This is a genomic window from Arthrobacter sp. AG367 (assembly GCF_007828995.1).
Taxonomy (GTDB): Bacteria; Actinomycetota; Actinomycetes; order Actinomycetales; family Micrococcaceae; genus Arthrobacter.
The window spans coordinates 36,756-55,736 of record NZ_VIVE01000013.1 but is presented as its reverse complement, the minus strand read 5'-3'; the positions used below and the strand labels follow the sequence as shown (position 1 = coordinate 55,736).

The 18,981-nt window shown below is 66.5% G+C and carries 13 protein-coding genes and 2 riboswitches; of the genes, 7 read left to right on the top strand and 6 right to left on the bottom strand.

The features are described 5' to 3' along the window. Nucleotides 1–58: 58 nt before the first annotated feature. Nucleotides 59–1,444, bottom strand: a complete 1,386-nt coding sequence (locus FB478_RS20230) for a CoA transferase (protein ID WP_144601438.1) — start codon at nucleotides 1,442–1,444, stop codon at nucleotides 59–61. 7 nt (nucleotides 1,445–1,451) lie between these two features. After that, entirely contained in the window at nucleotides 1,452–2,351 is a 900-nt protein-coding gene (locus FB478_RS20225) for a glycerophosphodiester phosphodiesterase family protein (RefSeq protein WP_018772223.1), read from the bottom strand. A 133-nt stretch (nucleotides 2,352–2,484) separates the two neighbouring features. Here FB478_RS20225 and FB478_RS20220 point away from each other — a divergent pair, with 133 nt between their 5' ends. After that, nucleotides 2,485–3,762 carry a DUF445 domain-containing protein gene (locus FB478_RS20220; RefSeq protein WP_018772224.1) on the top strand — a complete coding sequence of 426 codons (1,278 nt, stop codon included), beginning with the start codon at nucleotides 2,485–2,487 and terminating at the stop codon, nucleotides 3,760–3,762. A 178-nt stretch (nucleotides 3,763–3,940) separates the two neighbouring features. Here the strand turns inward: FB478_RS20220 and FB478_RS20215 are convergent, their stop codons facing one another. The 3 genes from FB478_RS20215 to FB478_RS20205 form a co-directional block, all read right to left on the bottom strand. Further along, nucleotides 3,941–4,690 carry a LamB/YcsF family protein gene (locus FB478_RS20215; protein ID WP_144601437.1) on the bottom strand — a complete coding sequence of 250 codons (750 nt, stop codon included), beginning with the start codon at nucleotides 4,688–4,690 and terminating at the stop codon, nucleotides 3,941–3,943. Further along, a complete protein-coding gene (locus FB478_RS20210) occupies nucleotides 4,674–5,474 on the bottom strand; it encodes a hypothetical protein (RefSeq protein WP_026266216.1) in 801 nt (266 codons plus the stop codon). The genes FB478_RS20215 and FB478_RS20210 overlap by 17 nt, the downstream gene beginning before the upstream one ends. Nucleotides 5,475–5,646: 172 nt before the next feature. Beyond that, a complete protein-coding gene (locus FB478_RS20205) occupies nucleotides 5,647–7,194 on the bottom strand; it encodes an amino acid permease (RefSeq protein WP_261377482.1) in 1,548 nt (515 codons plus the stop codon). A 146-nt stretch (nucleotides 7,195–7,340) separates the two neighbouring features. Continuing rightward, nucleotides 7,341–7,439, bottom strand: a riboswitch (glycine riboswitch). Between the two features lie 291 nt (nucleotides 7,440–7,730). Then, a riboswitch (glycine riboswitch) is annotated at nucleotides 7,731–7,831 on the top strand. A gap of 160 nt (nucleotides 7,832–7,991) precedes the next feature. Here FB478_RS20205 and gcvP point away from each other — a divergent pair. The 6 genes from gcvP (at nucleotide 7,992) to lipA (ending at nucleotide 16,552) form a co-directional block, all read left to right on the top strand. Beyond that, a complete protein-coding gene (gcvP, locus tag FB478_RS20200; RefSeq protein WP_144601436.1) occupies nucleotides 7,992–10,865 on the top strand; it encodes an aminomethyl-transferring glycine dehydrogenase in 2,874 nt (957 codons plus the stop codon). A gap of 9 nt (nucleotides 10,866–10,874) precedes the next feature. Then, nucleotides 10,875–12,023 carry a glycine cleavage system aminomethyltransferase GcvT gene (gcvT, locus tag FB478_RS20195; RefSeq protein WP_144601435.1) on the top strand — a complete coding sequence of 383 codons (1,149 nt, stop codon included), beginning with the start codon at nucleotides 10,875–10,877 and terminating at the stop codon, nucleotides 12,021–12,023. A gap of 49 nt (nucleotides 12,024–12,072) precedes the next feature. Then, nucleotides 12,073–12,456 carry a glycine cleavage system protein GcvH gene (gene gcvH, locus FB478_RS20190; RefSeq protein WP_018772259.1) on the top strand — a complete coding sequence of 128 codons (384 nt, stop codon included), beginning with the start codon at nucleotides 12,073–12,075 and terminating at the stop codon, nucleotides 12,454–12,456. Then, entirely contained in the window at nucleotides 12,453–13,775 is a 1,323-nt protein-coding gene (glyA, locus tag FB478_RS20185) for a serine hydroxymethyltransferase (RefSeq protein WP_144601434.1), read from the top strand. The genes gcvH and glyA overlap by 4 nt, the downstream gene beginning before the upstream one ends. A 264-nt stretch (nucleotides 13,776–14,039) precedes the next feature. Next, nucleotides 14,040–15,491: an L-serine ammonia-lyase gene (locus tag FB478_RS20180; protein WP_144601433.1), complete on the top strand. Its 1,452-nt coding sequence runs from the start codon at nucleotides 14,040–14,042 to the stop codon at nucleotides 15,489–15,491. 47 nt (nucleotides 15,492–15,538) lie between these two features. Then, complete coding sequence (lipA, locus tag FB478_RS20175; protein ID WP_144601432.1) at nucleotides 15,539–16,552, top strand: lipoyl synthase; 1,014 nt, start codon at nucleotides 15,539–15,541, stop codon at nucleotides 16,550–16,552. 25 nt (nucleotides 16,553–16,577) lie between these two features. Here the strand turns inward: lipA and FB478_RS20170 are convergent, their stop codons facing one another. Continuing rightward, on the bottom strand, nucleotides 16,578–18,923 hold the full coding sequence (locus FB478_RS20170; RefSeq protein ID WP_144601431.1) for a glycoside hydrolase family 65 protein: 2,346 nt from the start codon (nucleotides 18,921–18,923) through the stop codon (nucleotides 16,578–16,580). Between the last annotated feature and the right edge of the window lie 58 nt (nucleotides 18,924–18,981).

Below are 18,981 nucleotides of genomic sequence, written 5' to 3'. Positions count from 1 at the left end.
GAACCACTCAATCACAGCCACGGTGGCCGCCAGAAACCGGCCTGTGAGGCAAGGTCCCTCAATTCCAGGCGGGCGGAGAGCTTCCATACGGGGGCGGCGGGGACAGGTAGTCCACCGGCCGGCCCGCGTCCAGCAACGGTGGACCGACGTAGCGGAGCTGCCCGTAGGTGCTGTCCATGGAGTTGTGGTGGGGTCCGGGTAGCTCTGCCGGGCCGTCAGTGACCCCTGGTTCGGTGTCCCCTGCTTCGGTGCCCATTGGAAGGGAAAACAGTTCCTCGGCGGTGCGGGCAAGGGACAGGTGCGCACAGGCACCCATCCCAGCCGCCCGGCGTCGGTCCAGGAGGCGGACGGCCGCCGCAGCCACCCCGTATCCTGTGGCGTGGTCCAGCGCCTGGACAGGCAGGGCACCCGGGCGCCACCCGCCGTCGTCATTGTCCTTCCCGTACACGTGCGCGATTCCGCAGGCGGCCTGGACAATGCTGTCAAAACCGCGCATACCGCTCCATGGCCCGGCGCTCCCCCAGCTGTTGAGGGTGACCACCACCAGCCCAGGGTGCGAGGCCAGCAGTTCCCGCGGGTTGAGCCCGAAACGGTCCAGGGCGCCGTGCCGGTAACCCGTGACCACGACGTCGGCGCGGGCCAGGAGCTGCTGGAGGCTGTGCTGGTTCTGCGGAAGCCCCAGATCGGCTTCCGCGCTGCGCTTGCCGAACGCGGTGTCCACGAACTGGTCTTCGATTTCCGGGAAGGCTGGCGGGTCGATCCGCAGGACATCGGCTCCCAATGCTGCAAGCAGGCGGGTGGCCACCGGCCCTGCAATCACCCGGGTCAGGTCCAGGACCCGCAGCCCCTCCAGCGGCGGTTTGTTGCCGCCACCGATGCCCTCGCCGCCTGCCGTAGTAGCCGCCGCGGCAAAGTCCTGCAGTCCCAGACCGGCCGTGGTGCCGTCGGTATGCTCCACGGCAATCCAGGGTCCGGATCCCGCCGCCCGGCCCATGCCGGACGCAAGCCATTCGTCACGCGTCCTCACGGCCGCAGCGATCCCGCCGTGGCCCTGGATGGCGGCCTCAGCCTCAAGCGCCGCCATGGAACGAAGAGCCTGTTCCGCCCCTTCCGCGGAGGCGGCTCCCAAGGCGCGCAGCAGCCGCTGCTCGTGGTGCGGGTAGTTGGCGTGGAGCCGGATCCAGCCATCGCGGGTCTGCCGGAAGCCCGACAGGGGCGCGAAGCCCTGTGGCTTGCGTCCGGCAATCCGCAGGTGGCCGAAGGAATCGAAGGCAGCCGCGGTAAGCGCCGGCGTGGTGCTGAACCGGCCGGGCGTGCGCGCATACAGGTTCACCGCTTCCGCCGCGGCTCCCACCGAGTACAGTGCCAGGCCTTCGACGTCGAGGGCGCCGGCCCACCAGCGTCGGGGCGAATACGGGAGCGGATTGACGTGGTGCGCGTCCACGTCCGCCCTACTTTCCCTGCGGAGAGGCTGCGTGGAGCTGGTCCAGGACGCGGGCCGGCACGTTGGTGGTGATCTCGTGGATGCCCAGCTCCTGGCAAAGTGCCACATCCTCCGGGGAGTCCACGGTCCACACCCGGAAGCGCCGCCCGGAGTCCAGCCATCGGCGGATTGTGGCCGGGCGCTCCCTGACGTAGTCGATGCCGGGGCCGGCCATTCCTACTTCCCGGTCGTCCAGGATCCGTTCACCCTCCAGCTGGGTGGCCTTCATGAGGTTGGCGACGGCGCTCCCCGTAATGAGGCCCAGGCCCAGCCCGCCGCGGATCTCATGGATGGTGAGGTCGTCCACCAGTTGGCAGATGTATTGCGGCGGGACGGACTGGAGCAGGTGGCGGACCGAGTCCGGGCTGAAGCTCATGAAGGTCACGGCCACGTTGTCCACGGTGGAGCTTTGCGGGTCCCAGCCCTCGCTGCGGAGCACCTCCAGCACGCGGTCCTCCAGTTTGAGCTGGTAGGGACTGGGATGCTTGAGCTCGATGGCGAGTTTCACCGGGCGGCCCGCCCCGCGGAGGATGTCCAGCAGCTCCGGGAGGGTCAGCAGCTGTTCCGAACGTGCTCCATACTCTTCGGGAATGCGGACCCCCTTCCAGGATGAGAAGTCCAGCTGGTGCAGCTCACGCAGGGTCCGTTCAGCCACCGGCCCGGTCCCGTCCGACGTCCGGTCCAGGTTGGCGTCATGGAGCAGGACCAGGTGCTGGTCCCGGGTGAGGTGGACATCGCACTCCACCCCGTCGGCCCCGTCAGCCAATGCCTGCAGGTAGGCGGCCCGGGTGTGTTCGGCGTATGCGCCGCTGGAACCACGATGGGCAAAGACCAGCGGCCGCTGCGGCACTGACTCGTCAATTGTCATGGACACACGGTAGCCGACCGGCCCCCGCCTTCGGGGCTAGGCTTGGCACATGCAGGTGAACTCTGAGGCAACTACTGGGCCAACCACGCAGGATCCCCCCGCCGAGGCCGCACAGCAGGTGCGCCCTGGCACTATGGCGGCAGGCGCCGTCGTAAGCCGCCAGCCCGGTGCCGGCGACGCCGAGAAAGCGGCAGCGCTGCGGAAGATGAAGCTGCTGGCGCTGAGCCTGCTGATCGCCATGGCCGTGATTTTTGTCTTTGCGTTCGCGCTGCAGAAGGACTACCCGTGGCTGCAGTATGTGCGCGCGGCGGCCGAGGGCGGAATGGTGGGCGCGCTGGCCGACTGGTTCGCCGTGACGGCCCTGTTCAAGTACCCCATGGGCATCAAGATTCCCCACACCGCCATCATTCCCCGCCGCAAGGACCAGATCGGGGCCTCGCTGGGCGAGTTCGTGGAGACCAATTTCCTCTCCGAGCAGGTGGTCCAGGAGAAGCTGGCCAGCGTCAACATCGCGCGGCGGGCCGGCGTTTGGCTGGCCGGCCCTGGTGGTGCCGAACGCGTGGCCAAGGAGGGAGCTGCCGTTATCCGCGGCGCCTTCAAGGTTTTGAATGACGACGACGTCCAGGCCGTCATCGAGGGCATGGTGCGCAAGCATCTGCTCACCCCGCCGTGGGGACCTCCCGTGGGCAGGCTGGCGGAGCGCATCTTCCATGACGGGCACCATCACACGCTGGTGGACCTGCTGGTGGACCGCGCGGCGGACTGGGTGGACGACAACCACGAAACCGTCACCCGCCTGGTGTCCGACCGCTCCCCCACGTGGGTTCCGCAGTTCGTGGACGGACTGGTGGGCGACAAGGTCTATATCGAGATCCTGAAGTTCGTCCGTGCCGTCCAGGCTGACCCCCGCCACCAGGTGCGGCAGTCAATCGACAAGTACCTCAACGACCTGGCACAGGACCTGCAGCATGACCCCGCGATGATTGCGCGCGCGGAAGACATCAAGGCGCAGGTCCTGGGCGACCCCGAAGTGCGCGAACTGGCCTCGCGGACCTGGGGAACGGTCAAGAACGCGCTGCTGGGCGCCGTGGATGATCCGGACAGCGAACTCACCATCAAGTTCAAGGCTGCGGTGCGCGATTTTGGGTCACGGCTCGTGGACGACCCCGAACTGGCCGGGAAGGTCAACGCATGGATCGGTGACGCCGCCGGGTACCTGGTCCGCACCTACCGTTCGGACATCGCAGGCGTTATTACGGACACCGTGGCGCGGTGGGATGCCGAGGAAACCTCGCAGAAGATCGAGCTCCAGGTGGGTAAGGACCTGCAGTTCATCCGCATCAACGGCACCGTGGTGGGGTCCCTGGCCGGGCTGGGGATTTTCACGGTGGCGCAGCTGATCTTTGGGTAGTTTTCCGCTGCTGTAGGTCCCGGGTGGACTTGGCGCTGCGCATCTTCCTTTTCGCTCGGGATATTTGGGGTGCGAAAAGGAATGTGCGTGTCGATAAGGCGTACGACGGCGGCACGGAGGGCTGGAGTGACGCTGGAATTGTTGGAATGGAGTCGGCCCGCCGTACGGCTGCAGGCTCCTAGGCGAAGGACTCCAACCCGACGCCTGCGTCCTGAAGTCCTGCCCTGATCCGGGCCGCCATTTCTACGGCGTCAGGGGTCCCACCGTGAATGCACAGGGAGTCGGGCCGTACCGCAATTACGGATCCGTCCACGGCAACCACTTCGCCTTGCGTGGCCAGGCGGACGGCCCGTTCGACCACCGCATCGACGTCGTACAGGACGGCATCGTCCTCGGAGAGCGGCACCAGGCTGCCGTCGGCGAGGTAGGCACGGTCGGCGAAAGCCTCAACGAACACCGGGTGCCCGGCTTCCTTGGCCTGCTTCAGCAGCTCCGAGCCCGGGAAGCCCAGGAACGGAAGGCCTGGATCGTAGGCGTTGACCGCAGCCACTACGGCGGAGGCCTGCTCGGCGTCATGGATCGTGGTGTCGTACAGCGCTCCATGCGCCTTCACATAGTCCACGGAGGCGCCCACGGCATGCGCAACCCCGTCGAGCGCGCCCAGCTGGTACAGCACGTCCCCGAAGAGCTCGTCGAAGCTCATGCCAAGCATGCGGCGCCCGTAGCCGGCCAGGTCCCGGTAGCCCAGGTGCGCACCGACGGTGACATCAAGTTCGTACGCGGCCCTGCAGCTGTCGAGCATGGTGACGGGATCCCCCGCGTGGAGGCCACAGGCTACGTTGGCGCTGGTTGCCAGCTGGAGCATCGCCGGATCGCCTCCCGCGGTCCAGGAGCCGAATGATTGGCCTACGTCAGCGTTGAGATCCAATGATGTTGCCTTCCAGCGTCAGGTTGTCCGGCCCGGCAGCGGAAGTCAGCTCCCCGGGAATGGTGTCCGGCATCGGCCCGAACGCCTCCCGGGCATTCTTGGCCACCGCACGGCCCATCACGAGGTTACCGGCTCCGCCGACAACGGCCCCTATGCCGAACGGGAGGGCCCGCCCGAACAAGGCAGTCCCTTGGCGCTTGAGCAGGTTCTTGAGGAAGGCATGCTGGATCCTCTTCCGGACGCTGCCGAAACCCGGCACCACCATGGATTTGGACAGCGCGTTGCCCCAGGTGTTGGTGGCGCCGCCGGATGCCTGGCCGCTGAGCGTGCCCAGCAGGGCGGTGCCCTCCTCGCCGAGCATGATGGCCATGACCATGGTGCCGGCCTTTTCCGGGTTGGTCAGCCGGATGCCGTGCAGTTCAGCCAGCGAGGTTGCGTACAGGGCTGTGGCTTCCAGGAAGCCAACGGTGGCGGCTGCGGAAAGTCCCAGCGACGCCACGGTTCCAACGCCGGGGACGACGGCGGTGGCACCCACCAGGGCTCCCCCTCCGGCAACAGCCCGCAGGTAGTCGCGCTCTGCGATGTCCGCCAGCTGCGCGGCCGTCGCCCGCGGATGCCTCTTCTGGAGCCTGCGGATGTAGCCAACCACCAGGGGCCGCTGGATCTGCACTGCTTTCAGGAGCATGTTGTGGACGCCGGGCTTGGGCTTGCCCTCGGCGTCAAACATTGCGTTGTGGGCGGTTTCCTGTGCGATGCGTACTGCGGGGTTGCTGCGCCGGGCCATGGTCACCTTCATTCAAATCGACCTGCAGCGGGTAGGCTGCCGTGCCTTTCCATCCTATGTGGATAGACACTAAGCATGCTTAACTTCCGGGCCGTGGCTTCGTCCGGCGCGCTGCGGCGGCAGGATGCGGTACCTGCACCTCACCGCCGCCGCTGCAACCCGCCGTCGGACGTTACTTCCCGGCCTGCTGGACCTCGCGCCCCGCCGCCCCGGCGTCCTGGCCGCCGCTGCGCGCGGCAGTGGCCTGGTCTGCCTGAAGCTCGGCACGGAAGACCTCGAAGCGGGCCAGGTGGGCGGGACGGCGCCGCAGAATGGCCCAAGCCACTCCCAGGATGACGAACCAGATGGGGGTTACCAGCAGTGCAACGAGAGTGTCGGGCTGGGTGGTAAGGGCCCAAAGGACGAAGGCGAAGAATGCGTACACCACCCACACGGCGGGAATGCCACCGGGCATCTTGAACTTCGACGCCGCATGCAGGTGCGGCCGGCGGCGCCGGAAGGAGATGTAGCTGGCGAGGATGATCGACCAGACGAAGACGAAGCAGACCGCAGACACCGTGGTCACCATTTCAAAGGCCATGCCAACATCCTGGCCGGCATACATGAGTACGACGCCGGACAGCAGCAGGACGCAGGACAGGAACAGCGCGTTGCTGGGCACCTTCCTCGTGGAGAGCCGGCTGAAGATACCGGGGGCATCGCCTTCCTGGGCCAGGCCGAAGACCATGCGGGACGTGGAGTAGATGCCGGAGTTCGCGGAGGACATCGCCGAAGTCAGGACCACCAGGTTGACCACCGTGGCCGCGGCGCCGAGGCCGGCCAGGGAGAACATCCCGATAAAGGGGCTGTGGCCGGCGGCGAACTGGGTCCACGGGGTGACCGCCATCAGGATGACCAGCGCACCGACATAGAAGAGCAGCACGCGGACGGGGATGGCGTTGATGGCCTTGGGCAGCGTGCGCTCGGGGTTCTTGGCCTCGGCGGCGGTGGTTCCCACCAGTTCGATGCCTACGAAGGCGAAGACTGCGATCTGGAATCCGGCCACGAAGCCCATGAACTCATTGGGGAAGAACCCGCCATGGCTCCACAGGTTGGTGAAGCTTGCGGTGCCCGCGTCGCTCTGGAAACCGAAACCGGTGAAGATCATGAAGAGTCCCACGATGATCAGGGCTGCGATGGCGACGATCTTGATGAGGGCGAACCAGAACTCGGTCTCGCCGAACGCCTTGACGGTGGCGAGGTTCAGCAGGAGCAGGATGCCCACCGTGGCCAGGCCCGGGATCCAAAGTGGCAGCGCCGGCCAAAGTTCCTTTGAGTACCCTGCGATGGCGATGACGTCGGCGATTCCGGTGATCACCCAGCAGAACCAGTACGTCCAGCCGGTGAAGAATCCGGCCCACGGCCCCAGGAGATCGGCGGCGAAATCACTGAAGGACTTGTAGTTCAGGTTGCTGAGCAGCAGTTCACCCATGGCCCGCATGACGAAGAAAAGCATGAAGCCGATGATCATGTATACGAAGATCACGGATGGGCCGGCAGCGGAGATGGTCTTGCCGGAACCCATGAACAGGCCAGTGCCGATCGCGCCGCCGATGGCGATGAGCTGGATATGCCGGTTGGTGAGCTGCCGCTCCAGGTGGGGAGGCTCGCTGCGGGCTGCCGTGGCAGCGCCCGGGGTGCGGGCTGGTTCGCCGTTGGACGTGGGGGGATGAATCGCCATGAGGAACTCCATCGATAAAGCGGCTTTTGGGTGCCGCAAAAGATTTGGTTCCTCCCCGCTCTGTAGTGGACCTGAGAGTTTCCGCAGCAAAAGCCGCTTGCACCGCCGGTGAGCCAGGGTCATGCCCGGCTGCTTTCCAGAGTTGCCTGTCCGCGGCGGTACGTGGGCCTGAGAGTTTCCTGGGGAGGGTTTGCTCCTACGGCGCCTGCTGGATGTACCCGGCAGGGCTCTCCCGCCGCAGGTCGAAGGCGTATTCAGTTGGAAGCCGCAGGCTTTTTGGGCCACGGCCGGTCATGCAATGGGACAGGCGCCGACTGGTGGGCTGCTCCGGATACGCTGAGCCAGCCACCGGCGGCGCCAATCCCGGGGTTCAGTGTGGTGTCCGTCACGATCGAATGTCAAACCCCTCCCGACACAAGCGGGGAAGAACGGCGTCACGTGCCCCTCGAGCCCCGCACGGAAGCCGCCCGATTTGCCACGGACGGGTCTATCCCGGTACCTTGTGAGCCGAATCACCCACATTTGAATAAGCCTTTCGAGCTGTGACGGGAGAGTCCTCCCGGCGAAACACCGGTCAGGCGCCGTAGGAGCAAATCCTCCCCAGGAATCTCTCAGGCCCCCGTACCGTCACGGCGAGGCGACTCTGGAAAGCAATCAGGCTTCTGCCTGGTTCACCGACGGTGCAAGCGGTCCCCTGCCAACAGCAGGCAACGCGGAATCTCTCAGGTCCAATACAGAGCGGGGAGGAACCCATCCCACGCCGTGCCACCTTCGGCCGGCCAGATCTGGAGTTCCTCATGACGATTCATTCGCATCCAACATCGTTTGTTGACCGCCATATCGGCGCGCGCCGCCAGGCCGACATCGACACCATGCTCAAGGCCATCGGCTACGACAGCCTGGATGGCCTGGTTGACGTGGCCGTCCCCGCGCCCATCCGCCAGGAAACTGCGCTCAAGCTGACCGACGCCCTCAGCGAGGTTGAAGTCCTCACGGAACTGCGGAAGCTTGCCGCCAAGAACAAGACGGCAGTCCAGATGATCGGCCAGGGCTACTACGACACCGTGACTCCGCCGGTGATCCGCCGCAACATCCTGGAATCCCCGGCCTGGTACACCGCCTACACGCCCTACCAGCCGGAGATTTCCCAGGGCCGGCTTGAGGCGCTGCTGAACTTCCAGACCATGGTGCAGGACCTGACGGCGCTCCCGGTAGCCAACGCTTCCTTGCTGGACGAGGCAACGGCGGTGGCCGAGGCCGTGCTGCTGATGCGCCGCGCCAACAAGTCCAAGGCAGCGAAGGACGGCAAGACGGTGCTCGACGCCGACTGCCTCCCCCAGACCATCGCCATCGTGCTGGGCCGGGCGGAGGCGCTCGGCTTCGAGGTGGAGGTCGCCGACCTGTCCAAGGGCCTGCCCGACGGCGACATCAACGGCGTCGTGCTGCAGCAGCCCGGGGTCTCCGGCCGCGTGTGGGACCAATCCGCCGTGATCGCCGCTGCCAAGGACCGGGGCGCGCTGGTCACCGTGGCTGCGGACCTGCTGGCCCTGACACTGATCACACCTCCGGGCGAGCAGGGCGCGGACATTGCCGTCGGCTCCACCCAGCGTTTTGGCGTGCCGCTGTTCTTTGGGGGGCCGCACGCCGCCTACATGGCCGTCCAAAAGGGAATGGAACGTACCCTCCCGGGCAGGATCGTGGGCGTCTCCAAGGACAACGCCGGCACGCCTGCCTACCGGTTGGCCCTGCAGACCCGCGAGCAGCACATCCGCCGCGAGAAGGCCACGTCCAACATCTGCACCGCCCAGGCGCTGCTGGCCATCGTGTCCTCCTTCTACGCCGTTTACCACGGCCCCGACGGCCTGAAGGCGATCGCAGAGACCGTCCACGACAAGGCCAGGGTCCTGGCAACAGCACTCACGTCACTGGGCCGCGAACTGGTCACGGACTCCTTCTTCGACACCCTCACCGTCCGCGTTCCGGGCAAGGCCGCCAAGGTGATCACCGCCGCTGAAGCCCGCGGCATCAACCTGCGCTTCATCGATCCGGACACGGTGGGCGTCTCCGTTGATGAGACGACGACGGCGGCAACACTTTCCGCCGTCGCCGTCGCCTTTGGCGCCGGTCCGGTGGGTGACGCCCAGGGATTCGAACTGCCCGACACCATTGTGCGCACCTCGGCCTACCTGCAGCACCCGGTCTTCAACACGCACCGGTCTGAAACCCAGCTGCTGCGTTACATCCGCAAGCTCTCGGACCGCGACCTGGCGCTGGACCGCACCATGATCCCGCTGGGTTCATGCACCATGAAGCTGAACGCCACGGCCGAGATGGAAGCCATTTCCTGGCCGGAGTTCGCCTCGATCCACCCGTTCGCCCCGGACTCCCAGACCGAAGGCTGGCGCGAACTCATCGCCGGCCTGGAAGCGGACCTGACCACGATCACCGGGTATGACCAGGTGTCCATCCAGCCCAACGCGGGCTCGCAGGGCGAACTCGCCGGGCTGCTCGCGATCCGCGGCTACCACCATTCCCGGGGCGAGCAGCAGCGCAACGTCTGCCTGATCCCGGCCTCGGCGCACGGCACCAACGCCGCCTCCGCCGTGCTCGCGGGCATGAAGGTGGTCGTCGTGGCCACGGCTGCCGACGGCACCATCGACCACGACGACCTGACGGCCAAGATCGAGGCCAACAAGGACGTCCTGTCCTGCATCATGATCACCTACCCCTCCACCCACGGTGTCTACGATGGGGATGTCCGCGAAGTTTGTGACGCGATCCACGCCGCGGGCGGCCAGGTGTACGTTGACGGCGCCAACCTCAACGCCCTGGTAGGGCTGGCCCAGCCGGGCCAGTTCGGCGGGGACGTGTCCCACCTGAACCTGCACAAGACCTTCTGCATCCCGCACGGCGGCGGGGGACCCGGCGTCGGGCCCGTTGCCGCCAAGGCGCACCTGGCACCGTTCATGCCGGGCGACGCGAACAAGGCGGCGCACGAAGCCGGGCACGGTGTGGCGATCTCGGCGTCCCGGTTCGGTTCGGCCGGCGTGCTGCCGATTTCCTGGGCCTACGTGAAGCTGATGGGCGGTGAGGGCCTGACCGAGGCCACCAAGTCCGCGCTGCTGGCGGCCAACTACGTCGCGTCCCGCCTGAACGAATACTTCCCGGTCCTCTACACCGGTGAAGGCGGGCTGGTGGCGCACGAGTGCATCCTGGACCTGCGCGAACTCACGGCGAAGACGGGAGTCACGGCCGAGGACGTGGCCAAGCGGCTGATCGACTTCGGTTTCCACGCCCCCACCCTTTCGTTCCCTGTCGCGGGCACGCTGATGGTGGAGCCCACCGAGTCAGAGGACCTGGCCGAGATCGACCGCTTCATCGAGGCCATGATCACCATTCATGGCGAGATCCAGCAGGTGGCCAGCGGCGACATCACCCTGGAGGCATCCCCGGTGCGCAACGCACCCCACACGGCCGCCGCCGTCGTCAGCTCTGACTGGGACCGCGCCTACCCGCGGGAGCAGGCGGCCTTCCCCGTTGCCTCGCTCCGCCAGGACAAGTATTTCCCGCCCGTCGGCCGGATCGACGGCGCCGCCGGCGACCGGAACCTGGTCTGCTCCTGCCCGCCCCTCGAAGCGTTCGAGGACAGCACAGCCGAATTTGAGAACTGAGGACTTCCAATGACTGAGAACTACACCGCTCTTTTCGAGCAGCACAAGAAGGCCGGGGCCTCGTTCACGGACTTCGGCGGGTGGCAGATGCCGCTCAAGTACGAGTCGGAACTCGCGGAACACCATGCCGTGCGCAGGGCGGCCGGCCTGTTCGACCTCTCCCACATGGGCGAGGTCTGGGTGACCGGCCCCGACGCCGCCGCGTTCCTGGACTACGCCCTTGCCGGCAAACTGTCCGCGGTGGCCGTGGGCAAGGCAAAGTACTCGCTGATCTGCAACGCCGATGGCGGCATCATCGACGACCTCATCACCTACCGCCGGCCATCCCCCGAAGAGGGCGTGGACAGGTACCTGGTGGTGCCCAACGCGGGCAACGCCGCAGTGGTGGCCATGGAACTGCTGGAACGCGCCGCCGCCTTCGACGTCACTGTGGAGGACGCCTCCGCCGACACCTCGCTGATCGCCGTCCAGGGACCGAATTCCGAAGCGATCCTCCTGACGCTGGTCCCGGCCGAACAGCACGCACTGCTCACCGGGCTCAAGTACTACGCCGCCGTCGAGGTGGGCATCGCCGTCAACGGTACGGTCCAGGACCTGCTCGTGGCCCGGACCGGCTACACCGGCGAGGACGGCTTCGAGATCTACGTTCCCAACCTGGACGCCCCCGCACTGTGGGAGGCCCTGCTCCAGGCCGGCGACGGCTCCGGCCTGGTTCCAGCCGGACTGGCCGCACGCGACTCGCTCCGCCTCGAAGCCGGGATGCCGCTCTACGGCAACGAACTCTCCCGCCACGTCAACGCCTACGCGGCCGGCCTGGGCCCCGTGGTGTCGCTGGCGAAGGAGAGCGGCTTCGTAGGCAAGGACGCCCTGGCCGCCATCAAGGCCGCAGGAGTCGGTTCAAGCATCGGGCAGAAGCTGGTGGGCCTCAAGGGTGCCGGACGCCGCGCTGCCCGCGCCCATTACCCCGTCCTCAAGGACGGCACCCTGGTGGGCGAAGTAACCTCCGGCCAGCCCTCCCCCACCCTCGGATACCCCATCGCCATGGCCTACGTCGACGTCGAATTTGCTGAAGTCGGGACCGTCCTGGACATCGACCTCCGCGGCAAGCCCGAGCGCTTCGAAGTCGTCCCCCTCCCCTTTTACAAGCGCCAGAAGTAAATCGATTTCGCCCAACCACAACAGGTTTTGAAGAGAAGGAAAGTAGACAATGAGCAAAGTTGTTTCTGAACTGAAGTACTCCGCCGAGCACGAGTGGGTTGCTGTTGACGGATCCGGCCCAGCGGGGATCGGGATTTCCGCCGTTGCTGCCGACGCCCTGGGCGACATCGTGTACGTGGACCTCCCCGAGGTCGGCTCCACCGTGACGGCCGGCGAGACCTGCGGCGAGGTGGAATCCACCAAATCCGTCTCCGACCTCTACGCCCCCGTGACCGGTGAGGTCACCGAGATCAACGACGGCGTGGTCACGGACCCCGCCCTGATCAACAGCGATCCCTACGGTGCGGGCTGGCTCTTCAAGGTGGCCGTTACCGAGGAAGGCCCGCTCATGTCGGCAGAGGAATACGCAGCAGCAAACGGCGGCGAGCTGTGAGCGCCCCGGCAGAAGTGGGCGCCTTCGAGCAGGTGGCCTCCCCAAGCCTGAACGCCGACCTGTCCGTCCTGGACCCTGAGGTTGCCGCGAAGATTGACGACGAGCTTGGCCGCCAGCGCGACGGCCTGGAGATGATCGCGTCCGAGAACCACACGGCCGCTGCGGTCATGCAGGCCCAGGGCTCGGTCCTGACCAACAAGTACGCCGAAGGCTACCCCGGCAAGCGCTACTACGGCGGCTGCGAGCACGTGGACGTCATCGAGCAACTCGCCATCGACCGGGTCAAGGACCTCTTCGGCGCCGGGTTCGCCAACGTCCAACCACACTCCGGTGCACAGGCCAACGCCTCCGTCATGCACGCCCTGATCAAGCCCGGCGACACCATCATGGGCCTCAACCTGGCGCACGGCGGCCACCTGACCCACGGCATGCGGATCAACTTCTCCGGCAGGCTCTACAACGTGGTCCCGTACCAGGTCCGCGAGGACACCCACACCATCGACATGGCAGAGGTGGAACGGCTGGCCCAGAAGCACAAGCCGCAGCTGATCGTGGCCGGCTGGTCCGCTTACGCCCGCCAGCTGGACTTCGCAGAATTCCGCCGGATCGCCGACTCCGTGGGGGCCTACCTGATGGTGGATATGGCGCACTTCGCCGGGCTTGTCGCGGCAGGGCTGCACCCGTCGCCGGTCCCGCACGCCCACGTCACCACGTCCACCACGCACAAGACCCTGGCCGGTCCGCGCGGCGGCATCATCCTGACCAACGACGCCGACATCGCCAAGAAGATCAACTCGGCTGTGTTTCCCGGTCAGCAGGGTGGCCCGCTGGAGCACGTGATCGCCGGCAAGGCCGTGGCGTTCAAGATCGCAGCGTCCGAAGAGTTCCGCGAGCGGCAGGAGCGAGTCCTTGCCGGTGCCCGCCTCCTGGCGGAACGCCTGGTCCAGCCGGACGTCACCGCCAAGGGCATCAGCGTGATCTCGGGCGGCACCGACGTGCACCTGGTCCTCGTTGACCTGCGCAACTGCGACCTCGACGGGCAGCAGGCCGAAGACCGGCTCGCCGCCATTGACATCACCGTCAACCGCAACGCCGTTCCCTTCGACCCCCGCCCGCCGATGGTCACCTCAGGCCTGCGCATCGGCACGCCCGCACTGGCCACCCGCGGGTTCGGCGAGGACGCCTTCCGCGAGGTTGCGGACATCATCGCCCAAGCTTTGATCGCCGACGCCGACGCCGACCTCTCCGGTCTGCGTCACCGCGTCGAGGCCCTGGCTTCAGCGCATCCGCTCTACCCGGGCGTGGCACCCCTGTCCTGAGGGATCGTGATCGCTAACGGGCTCGGCGGACCGGACATTTTCACGCCTGCTGCTCCTTCGTCGCTTTGACGCAGGCTTTCGAAAAGTCCGGCTCCGCCGGCCCCTCGTGGGCATGTCGCCTTGGTGACAGACCCTCGGAGTGGGCGGGGCATCCGGAAGCGTGCGTCAGAGGCGAGGAACGAGCCAGCACGCGGAGGAATTCCGCTGCCGCCCACCCAAGCCCGGCCACACCAACCGAACCACAGTTTCAGTAAGGATTTAGTTATGGCTGTTGGTGTCTTTGACCTGTTTTCGATCGGGATTGGGCCTTCGTCTTCGCATACTGTGGGGCCGATGAGGGCTGCTGCGGTGTTCGCTGAGGAGCTCAAGGGCCTGGGTGTCCTGGGTGATGTGGCGGGGTTGCGGGTTGATTTGTATGGGTCGTTGGCGGCGACGGGTCATGGGCATGGGACGATGACCGCCGTTTTGTTGGGGTTGGAGGGGTTCCATCCGGAGTTGATCCTGCCCGCCGAGGTGGAGGAGCGGCTGGCCTCGATCGCGGAGACCGGGGTGCTGAACCTGGCCGGTGCTGTGGCCTTGCCGTACGGGGTGAAGGATATGGTGCTGCGGCCGTTGACGGTGTTGCCGCGGCACACGAACGGGATGACGTTCACGGTCACTGATGCGGCCGGGGAGGTGCTGCATGCGGCGACGTTTTTCTCGGTGGGTGGCGGGTTCATCGTCCGGGAGGGCGAGGAGGACGCGGCGCAGCAGGAACTGGACGCGTCCAAACAGGAGCTGCCGCTGCCGTTCCGGACCGCGGCGGAGCTGCTGGGGCACTGCGCGGTGACCGGGTTGGGCATCGCCGACGTGATGCTCGTGAACGAAAAAGCCTCCCGGGACGAGGAGCAGATCCGGGCGGGGTTGCTGCAGATCTGGTCGGTGATGGAGGGCTGCGTGGCCGCCTCGTTGAGGCGGGCGGGGGTGCTGCCGGGCGGGTTGAAGGTCCGCCGCCGCGCCCCTGACTGGTACGACCGGTTGAAGAAGGAATCCGCGGGCGCCCCGGACCGGAACCGGGAAGAGGAGACGGATGCGGCGTGGGACGCGGGCCCGTTCGATGCCAGGTATTGGCAGGAGTGGGTTAATTTGGTGGCGTTGGCGGTGAACGAGGAGAACGCCTCCGGCGGGCGGGTGGTCACCGCCCCGACGAACGGGGCGGCCGGGATCATCCCCGCGGTGCTGTTCTACGCCCTGCATTTCGCCCCGGGCATGGACAAGGCCACCCAGGAGGACCGGGACGCGGTGGTGGTGCGGTTCCTGCTGGCCGCGGGCGCGGTGGGGGTGCTGTACAAGGAACAGGCCTCGATCTCCGGGGCCGAGGTCGGCTGCCAGGGCGAGGTGGGGTCGGCGTCCTCGATGGCGGCCGCGGGCCTGGCCGAGGTCATGGGCGGGACCCCGGCGCAGGTGGAGAACGCCGCGGAAATCGCGATGGAACACAACCTGGGCCTGACCTGCGACCCGATCGGCGGGCTGGTCCAGGTCCCCTGCATCGAACGGAACGCGATCGCGGCCGCGAAAGCGATCAACGCCGCGAAAATGGCGCTCTGGGGCGACGGCACCCACCGCGTGTCCCTGGACGAAGTCATCATCACCATGCGCGAAACCGGCAAGGACATGTCCTCAAAATACAAAGAAACCGCCATGGGCGGCCTCGCCGTCAACGTCGTCGAATGCTGACCGGCAACAACCTGCCGCGAATCCCCAAGCAAGCAAAGGAAACAACCATGACATTGGCACCTGAAGGCCGGAAGATGCTGCGGATTGAGCAGCGCAACGCTGCGGTCCCGGTGGAACGCAAACCGGAGTGGATCAAGGCCAAGGTCCAGATGGGCCCGGAATTCGTCCAACTCAAGAACCTGGTGAAAAAGGAAGGCCTGCACACCGTCTGCGAAGAGGCCGGCTGCCCCAACATCTTCGAATGCTGGGAAGACAAGGAAGCCACCTTCCTGATCGGCGGCTCCGAATGCACCCGCCGCTGCGACTTCTGCCAGATCGACACCGGCAAACCCTCACCCCTGGACCGGTTCGAACCCACCAAGGTGGCCCGCTCCGTCCAATCCATGCAGCTGCGCTACGCCACCGTCACCGGCGTCGCCCGCGACGACCTGGAAGACGAAGGCGTCTGGCTCTACGCCGAAACCGTCCGCAAAATCCACGAACTGAACCCCGGCACCGGCGTGGAACTGCTCATCCCGGACTTCTCCGGCAAACCCGAGCACATCAAGGCCATCTGCGACTCCGCCCCCGAGGTCTTCGCGCACAACGTCGAAACCGTGCCCCGGATCTTCAAGCGGATCCGCCCCGCGTTCCGCTACGACCGCTCCCTGGACGTCATCACCCAGGGCCGGAACCTGGGCATGGTCACCAAGTCCAACCTCATCCTGGGCATGGGCGAAACCCGCGAAGAAATCAGCGAAGCACTCCGCGACCTCCACGCAGCCGGCTGCGACCTGATCACCATCACCCAGTACCTGCGCCCCTCCGAACGGCACCTGCCCGTGGACCGCTGGGTCAAACCCCAGGAATTCGTGGACCTCCAGCACGAAGCCCAGGAAATCGGCTTCCTCGGCGTCATGTCCGGCCCCCTGGTCCGCTCCTCCTACCGCGCCGGCCGGCTCTGGGCCACCGCCATGCGCAAAAAAGGCCGCGACATCCCCGCCGAACTCGCCCACATCGCCGACGGCATCCAGGACTCCGGCACCACCCGCCAGGAAGCCGCCACCCTCCTGGCAGGCTAACGCGCCCCTGCACGCACCCGTGAACCTAGCTTCTGCCGCGCACCACGGGAATGCTCGCCGTCGGTGGTCCGCTCGGGAAGACCGTGGGCTCCGGCTCCGGGATGCGCTCCAGGTGCACCTGCACGGGCTGGCCCGTGACCATCAACCGCTGGCCGCGGACGTCCACCTCCAGGGGTTCGCCCTCCTGGACCGTGAGCGTAATGGCGTCGGCAGAAAGCCGGACCAGCAGCAGGCGGCCGCGGATCTTCAGGTGAAAAGCAAGCCCTTCCCACTGTCCAGGCAGGCGCGGATCGAAAAACGGGACCGGGCCCTGGTCGCGCAGACCGGCGAAACCGCACACCAGGGAACTCCATACGCCGCCTGTGGACGCGATATGCACGCCGTCGATGGTGTTGCCGTGGGTGTCGTCGAGGTCGATGAACACGGCGTTGGTGAAGTGGTCCAGGGCCTCCTTGAAGTAGCCCACCTCGGCGGCCATGATGCCCTGGACGCAGGCGGACAGGGTGGAGTCGCCCGTAGTGATGGGATCGTAGAAGTCAAAGGCGCGCTGCTTTTCCTCCGCCGTGAAATCCTGCCACTGCAGGAACATGGCAAGCACCGTGTCGGCCTGCTTGAGGACCTGGTGGCGGTAAATCACCAGCGGGTGGAAGTGCAGGAGCAGCGGATACTTGGACCTCGGCGTGGTCCAGTCCCAGGCCTCCAGGGTCATGAAGTCATTGTCCTGGGAGTGCACCTGCATCCGCTCGTCGAACGGAAGCTGCATCCGGCTGGCCGCGGCCTCCCACATCTGGCGCTCTTCGTTGGTGATTTCGGCATGCTCAAGCGCGGCGGCGGCACGCAGGTTGAAGCGGGCCATCACGTTTGTGTACAGGTTGTCGTTCACCACGGCCGTGTACTCATCAGGGCCGGTGACGCCGTGGATATGGAAGAGGCCGTCCTTGCCGAAGAAGCCCAGGGAGATCCACATCCGGGCGGTCTCGATCAGCAGCTCCGCACCCATTCCTTCCCGGAAGGCGGCGTCGCCGGTGGCCCAAAGGTACCTGTTGGTGGCAAAGGCGATGGCGGCCGCGATGTGGAACTGCGCGGTGCCGGCGGCGTAATAGGCGCTGGCCTCGAGCCCGTTGATAGTGCGCCACGGGAAGAGGGCGCCGTCAACGCTCAGTTCCTTGGCGCGGATCTTGGCTTCGGGCAGCATGCCGTGGCGGAACTCCAAAACCTGCCGGGCGCCGTCGGGATTGGTGTAGGTGAGGTACGGCAACAGGTACACTTCCTGGTCCCAGAAGTAGTGCCCCTCGTAACCCGAGCCCGTCACGCCCTTGGCAGGGATGCCGGCAACATCGGCGCGCGCGGTGGCCTGCGCCAGCTGGAACAGGTTCCACCGGATAGCCTGCTGCATGCCGGGCCCGCCGCCCTCAACCACAATGTCCGATGTGGCCCAGTAGCCGCGGAAATGGGCTTCGCTCTCGGCAAAGATGTCATTCACCGGGCGCAGCGCCTCTTCGGCCACTGCAGCTGCGTCGACGTCAGGGTCCTGCACCGTGCGGCCGGCGGCGTAGCTGACGCTCTTTTCCAGCCGGAACGGCTCGGCGGCATCCACTGCCAGGACGTACCGGACGCTGCTGTCGTCCTGGTCCACCAGAGTCTCGAACGGCTGGTGCCCGGGGGACGTCCAGTGGTCAACCGCGATCCCCACGCGCTGCTTTGATTCGGAGGCCTCCCAGGACAGGCGCAGGGAGCCATCGCCGCCGTCGAGCCGCACGGGCAAAAGCACGCGCCCGGCGTGGCGGCCCGCGCGGCGCGGATCATGCACGGAGTGGTCTTCCACCGGCTGGTCCTGCCGGTTGATGACGGAGGAGGTGACGTCCAGGGAGACCTGGCGGTCCGTGGCAACGTCAAGCGAAATACCAAGGCTGCCGCGGGAGGCGAAGCCAACGGCCCGCCGTTCCGTGGTGGTCACCACGGCGCCGGACCGGCATTGCCAGGTGATGCGGCATTCGTAGATGCCGGTGCAGAAGTCGATGCTGCGCCGGTAGTCGACGACCTCGGATTCGGCCAGGCTCAGGCTTTCCCCGTCCACCACCACCGTGAAGTTGTTGGCGTCCGGGATGTAGAGGATGCGCTGCCCCGTCCGGGCGAACCCAAACGCATTCTCGGCGTGCTTGATGTCCCAGATTTCGTGCAGCCCGTTGATGAAGCTGCCCGGGAGTTCGGCGTCGGCCGCAGCCCAATGGGCACCCCGGATGCCCAGGTGCCCGTTGCCCAGGGCAAACAGGGTCTCAAGCGTTCCCGCGTTTTCGGATTCATGGCGCGTTTCAACGAGCTGCCAGGGGGTGTCGGGGAACCGTTCGCGGTCCGCGGTGATCAGTGCCATGGTCGGGGTCCTTTTGGCGATGCCGTGCGGGCGGGCGGGCCGGCACGGAATATTCGGG

Excerpts from the sequence above, each read along its gene's own strand:
- FB478_RS20225 (WP_018772223.1), bottom strand. The coding sequence starts at position 2,351 with ATGACAATTGACGAGTCAGTGCCGCAGCGGCCGCTGGTCTTTGCCCAT.
- FB478_RS20220 (WP_018772224.1), top strand. The coding sequence starts at position 2,485 with ATGGCGGCAGGCGCCGTCGTAAGCCGCCAGCCCGGTGCCGGCGACGCC.
- FB478_RS20210 (WP_026266216.1), bottom strand. The coding sequence starts at position 5,474 with ATGGCCCGGCGCAGCAACCCCGCAGTACGCATCGCACAGGAAACCGCC.
- FB478_RS20205 (WP_261377482.1), bottom strand. The coding sequence starts at position 7,194 with ATGGCGATTCATCCCCCCACGTCCAACGGCGAACCAGCCCGCACCCCG.
- gcvP (WP_144601436.1), top strand. The coding sequence starts at position 7,992 with ATGACGATTCATTCGCATCCAACATCGTTTGTTGACCGCCATATCGGC.
- gcvT (WP_144601435.1), top strand. The coding sequence starts at position 10,875 with ATGACTGAGAACTACACCGCTCTTTTCGAGCAGCACAAGAAGGCCGGG.
- gcvH (WP_018772259.1), top strand. The coding sequence starts at position 12,073 with ATGAGCAAAGTTGTTTCTGAACTGAAGTACTCCGCCGAGCACGAGTGG.
- FB478_RS20180 (WP_144601433.1), top strand. The coding sequence starts at position 14,040 with ATGGCTGTTGGTGTCTTTGACCTGTTTTCGATCGGGATTGGGCCTTCG.
- lipA (WP_144601432.1), top strand. The coding sequence starts at position 15,539 with ATGACATTGGCACCTGAAGGCCGGAAGATGCTGCGGATTGAGCAGCGC.
- FB478_RS20170 (WP_144601431.1), bottom strand. The coding sequence starts at position 18,923 with ATGGCACTGATCACCGCGGACCGCGAACGGTTCCCCGACACCCCCTGG.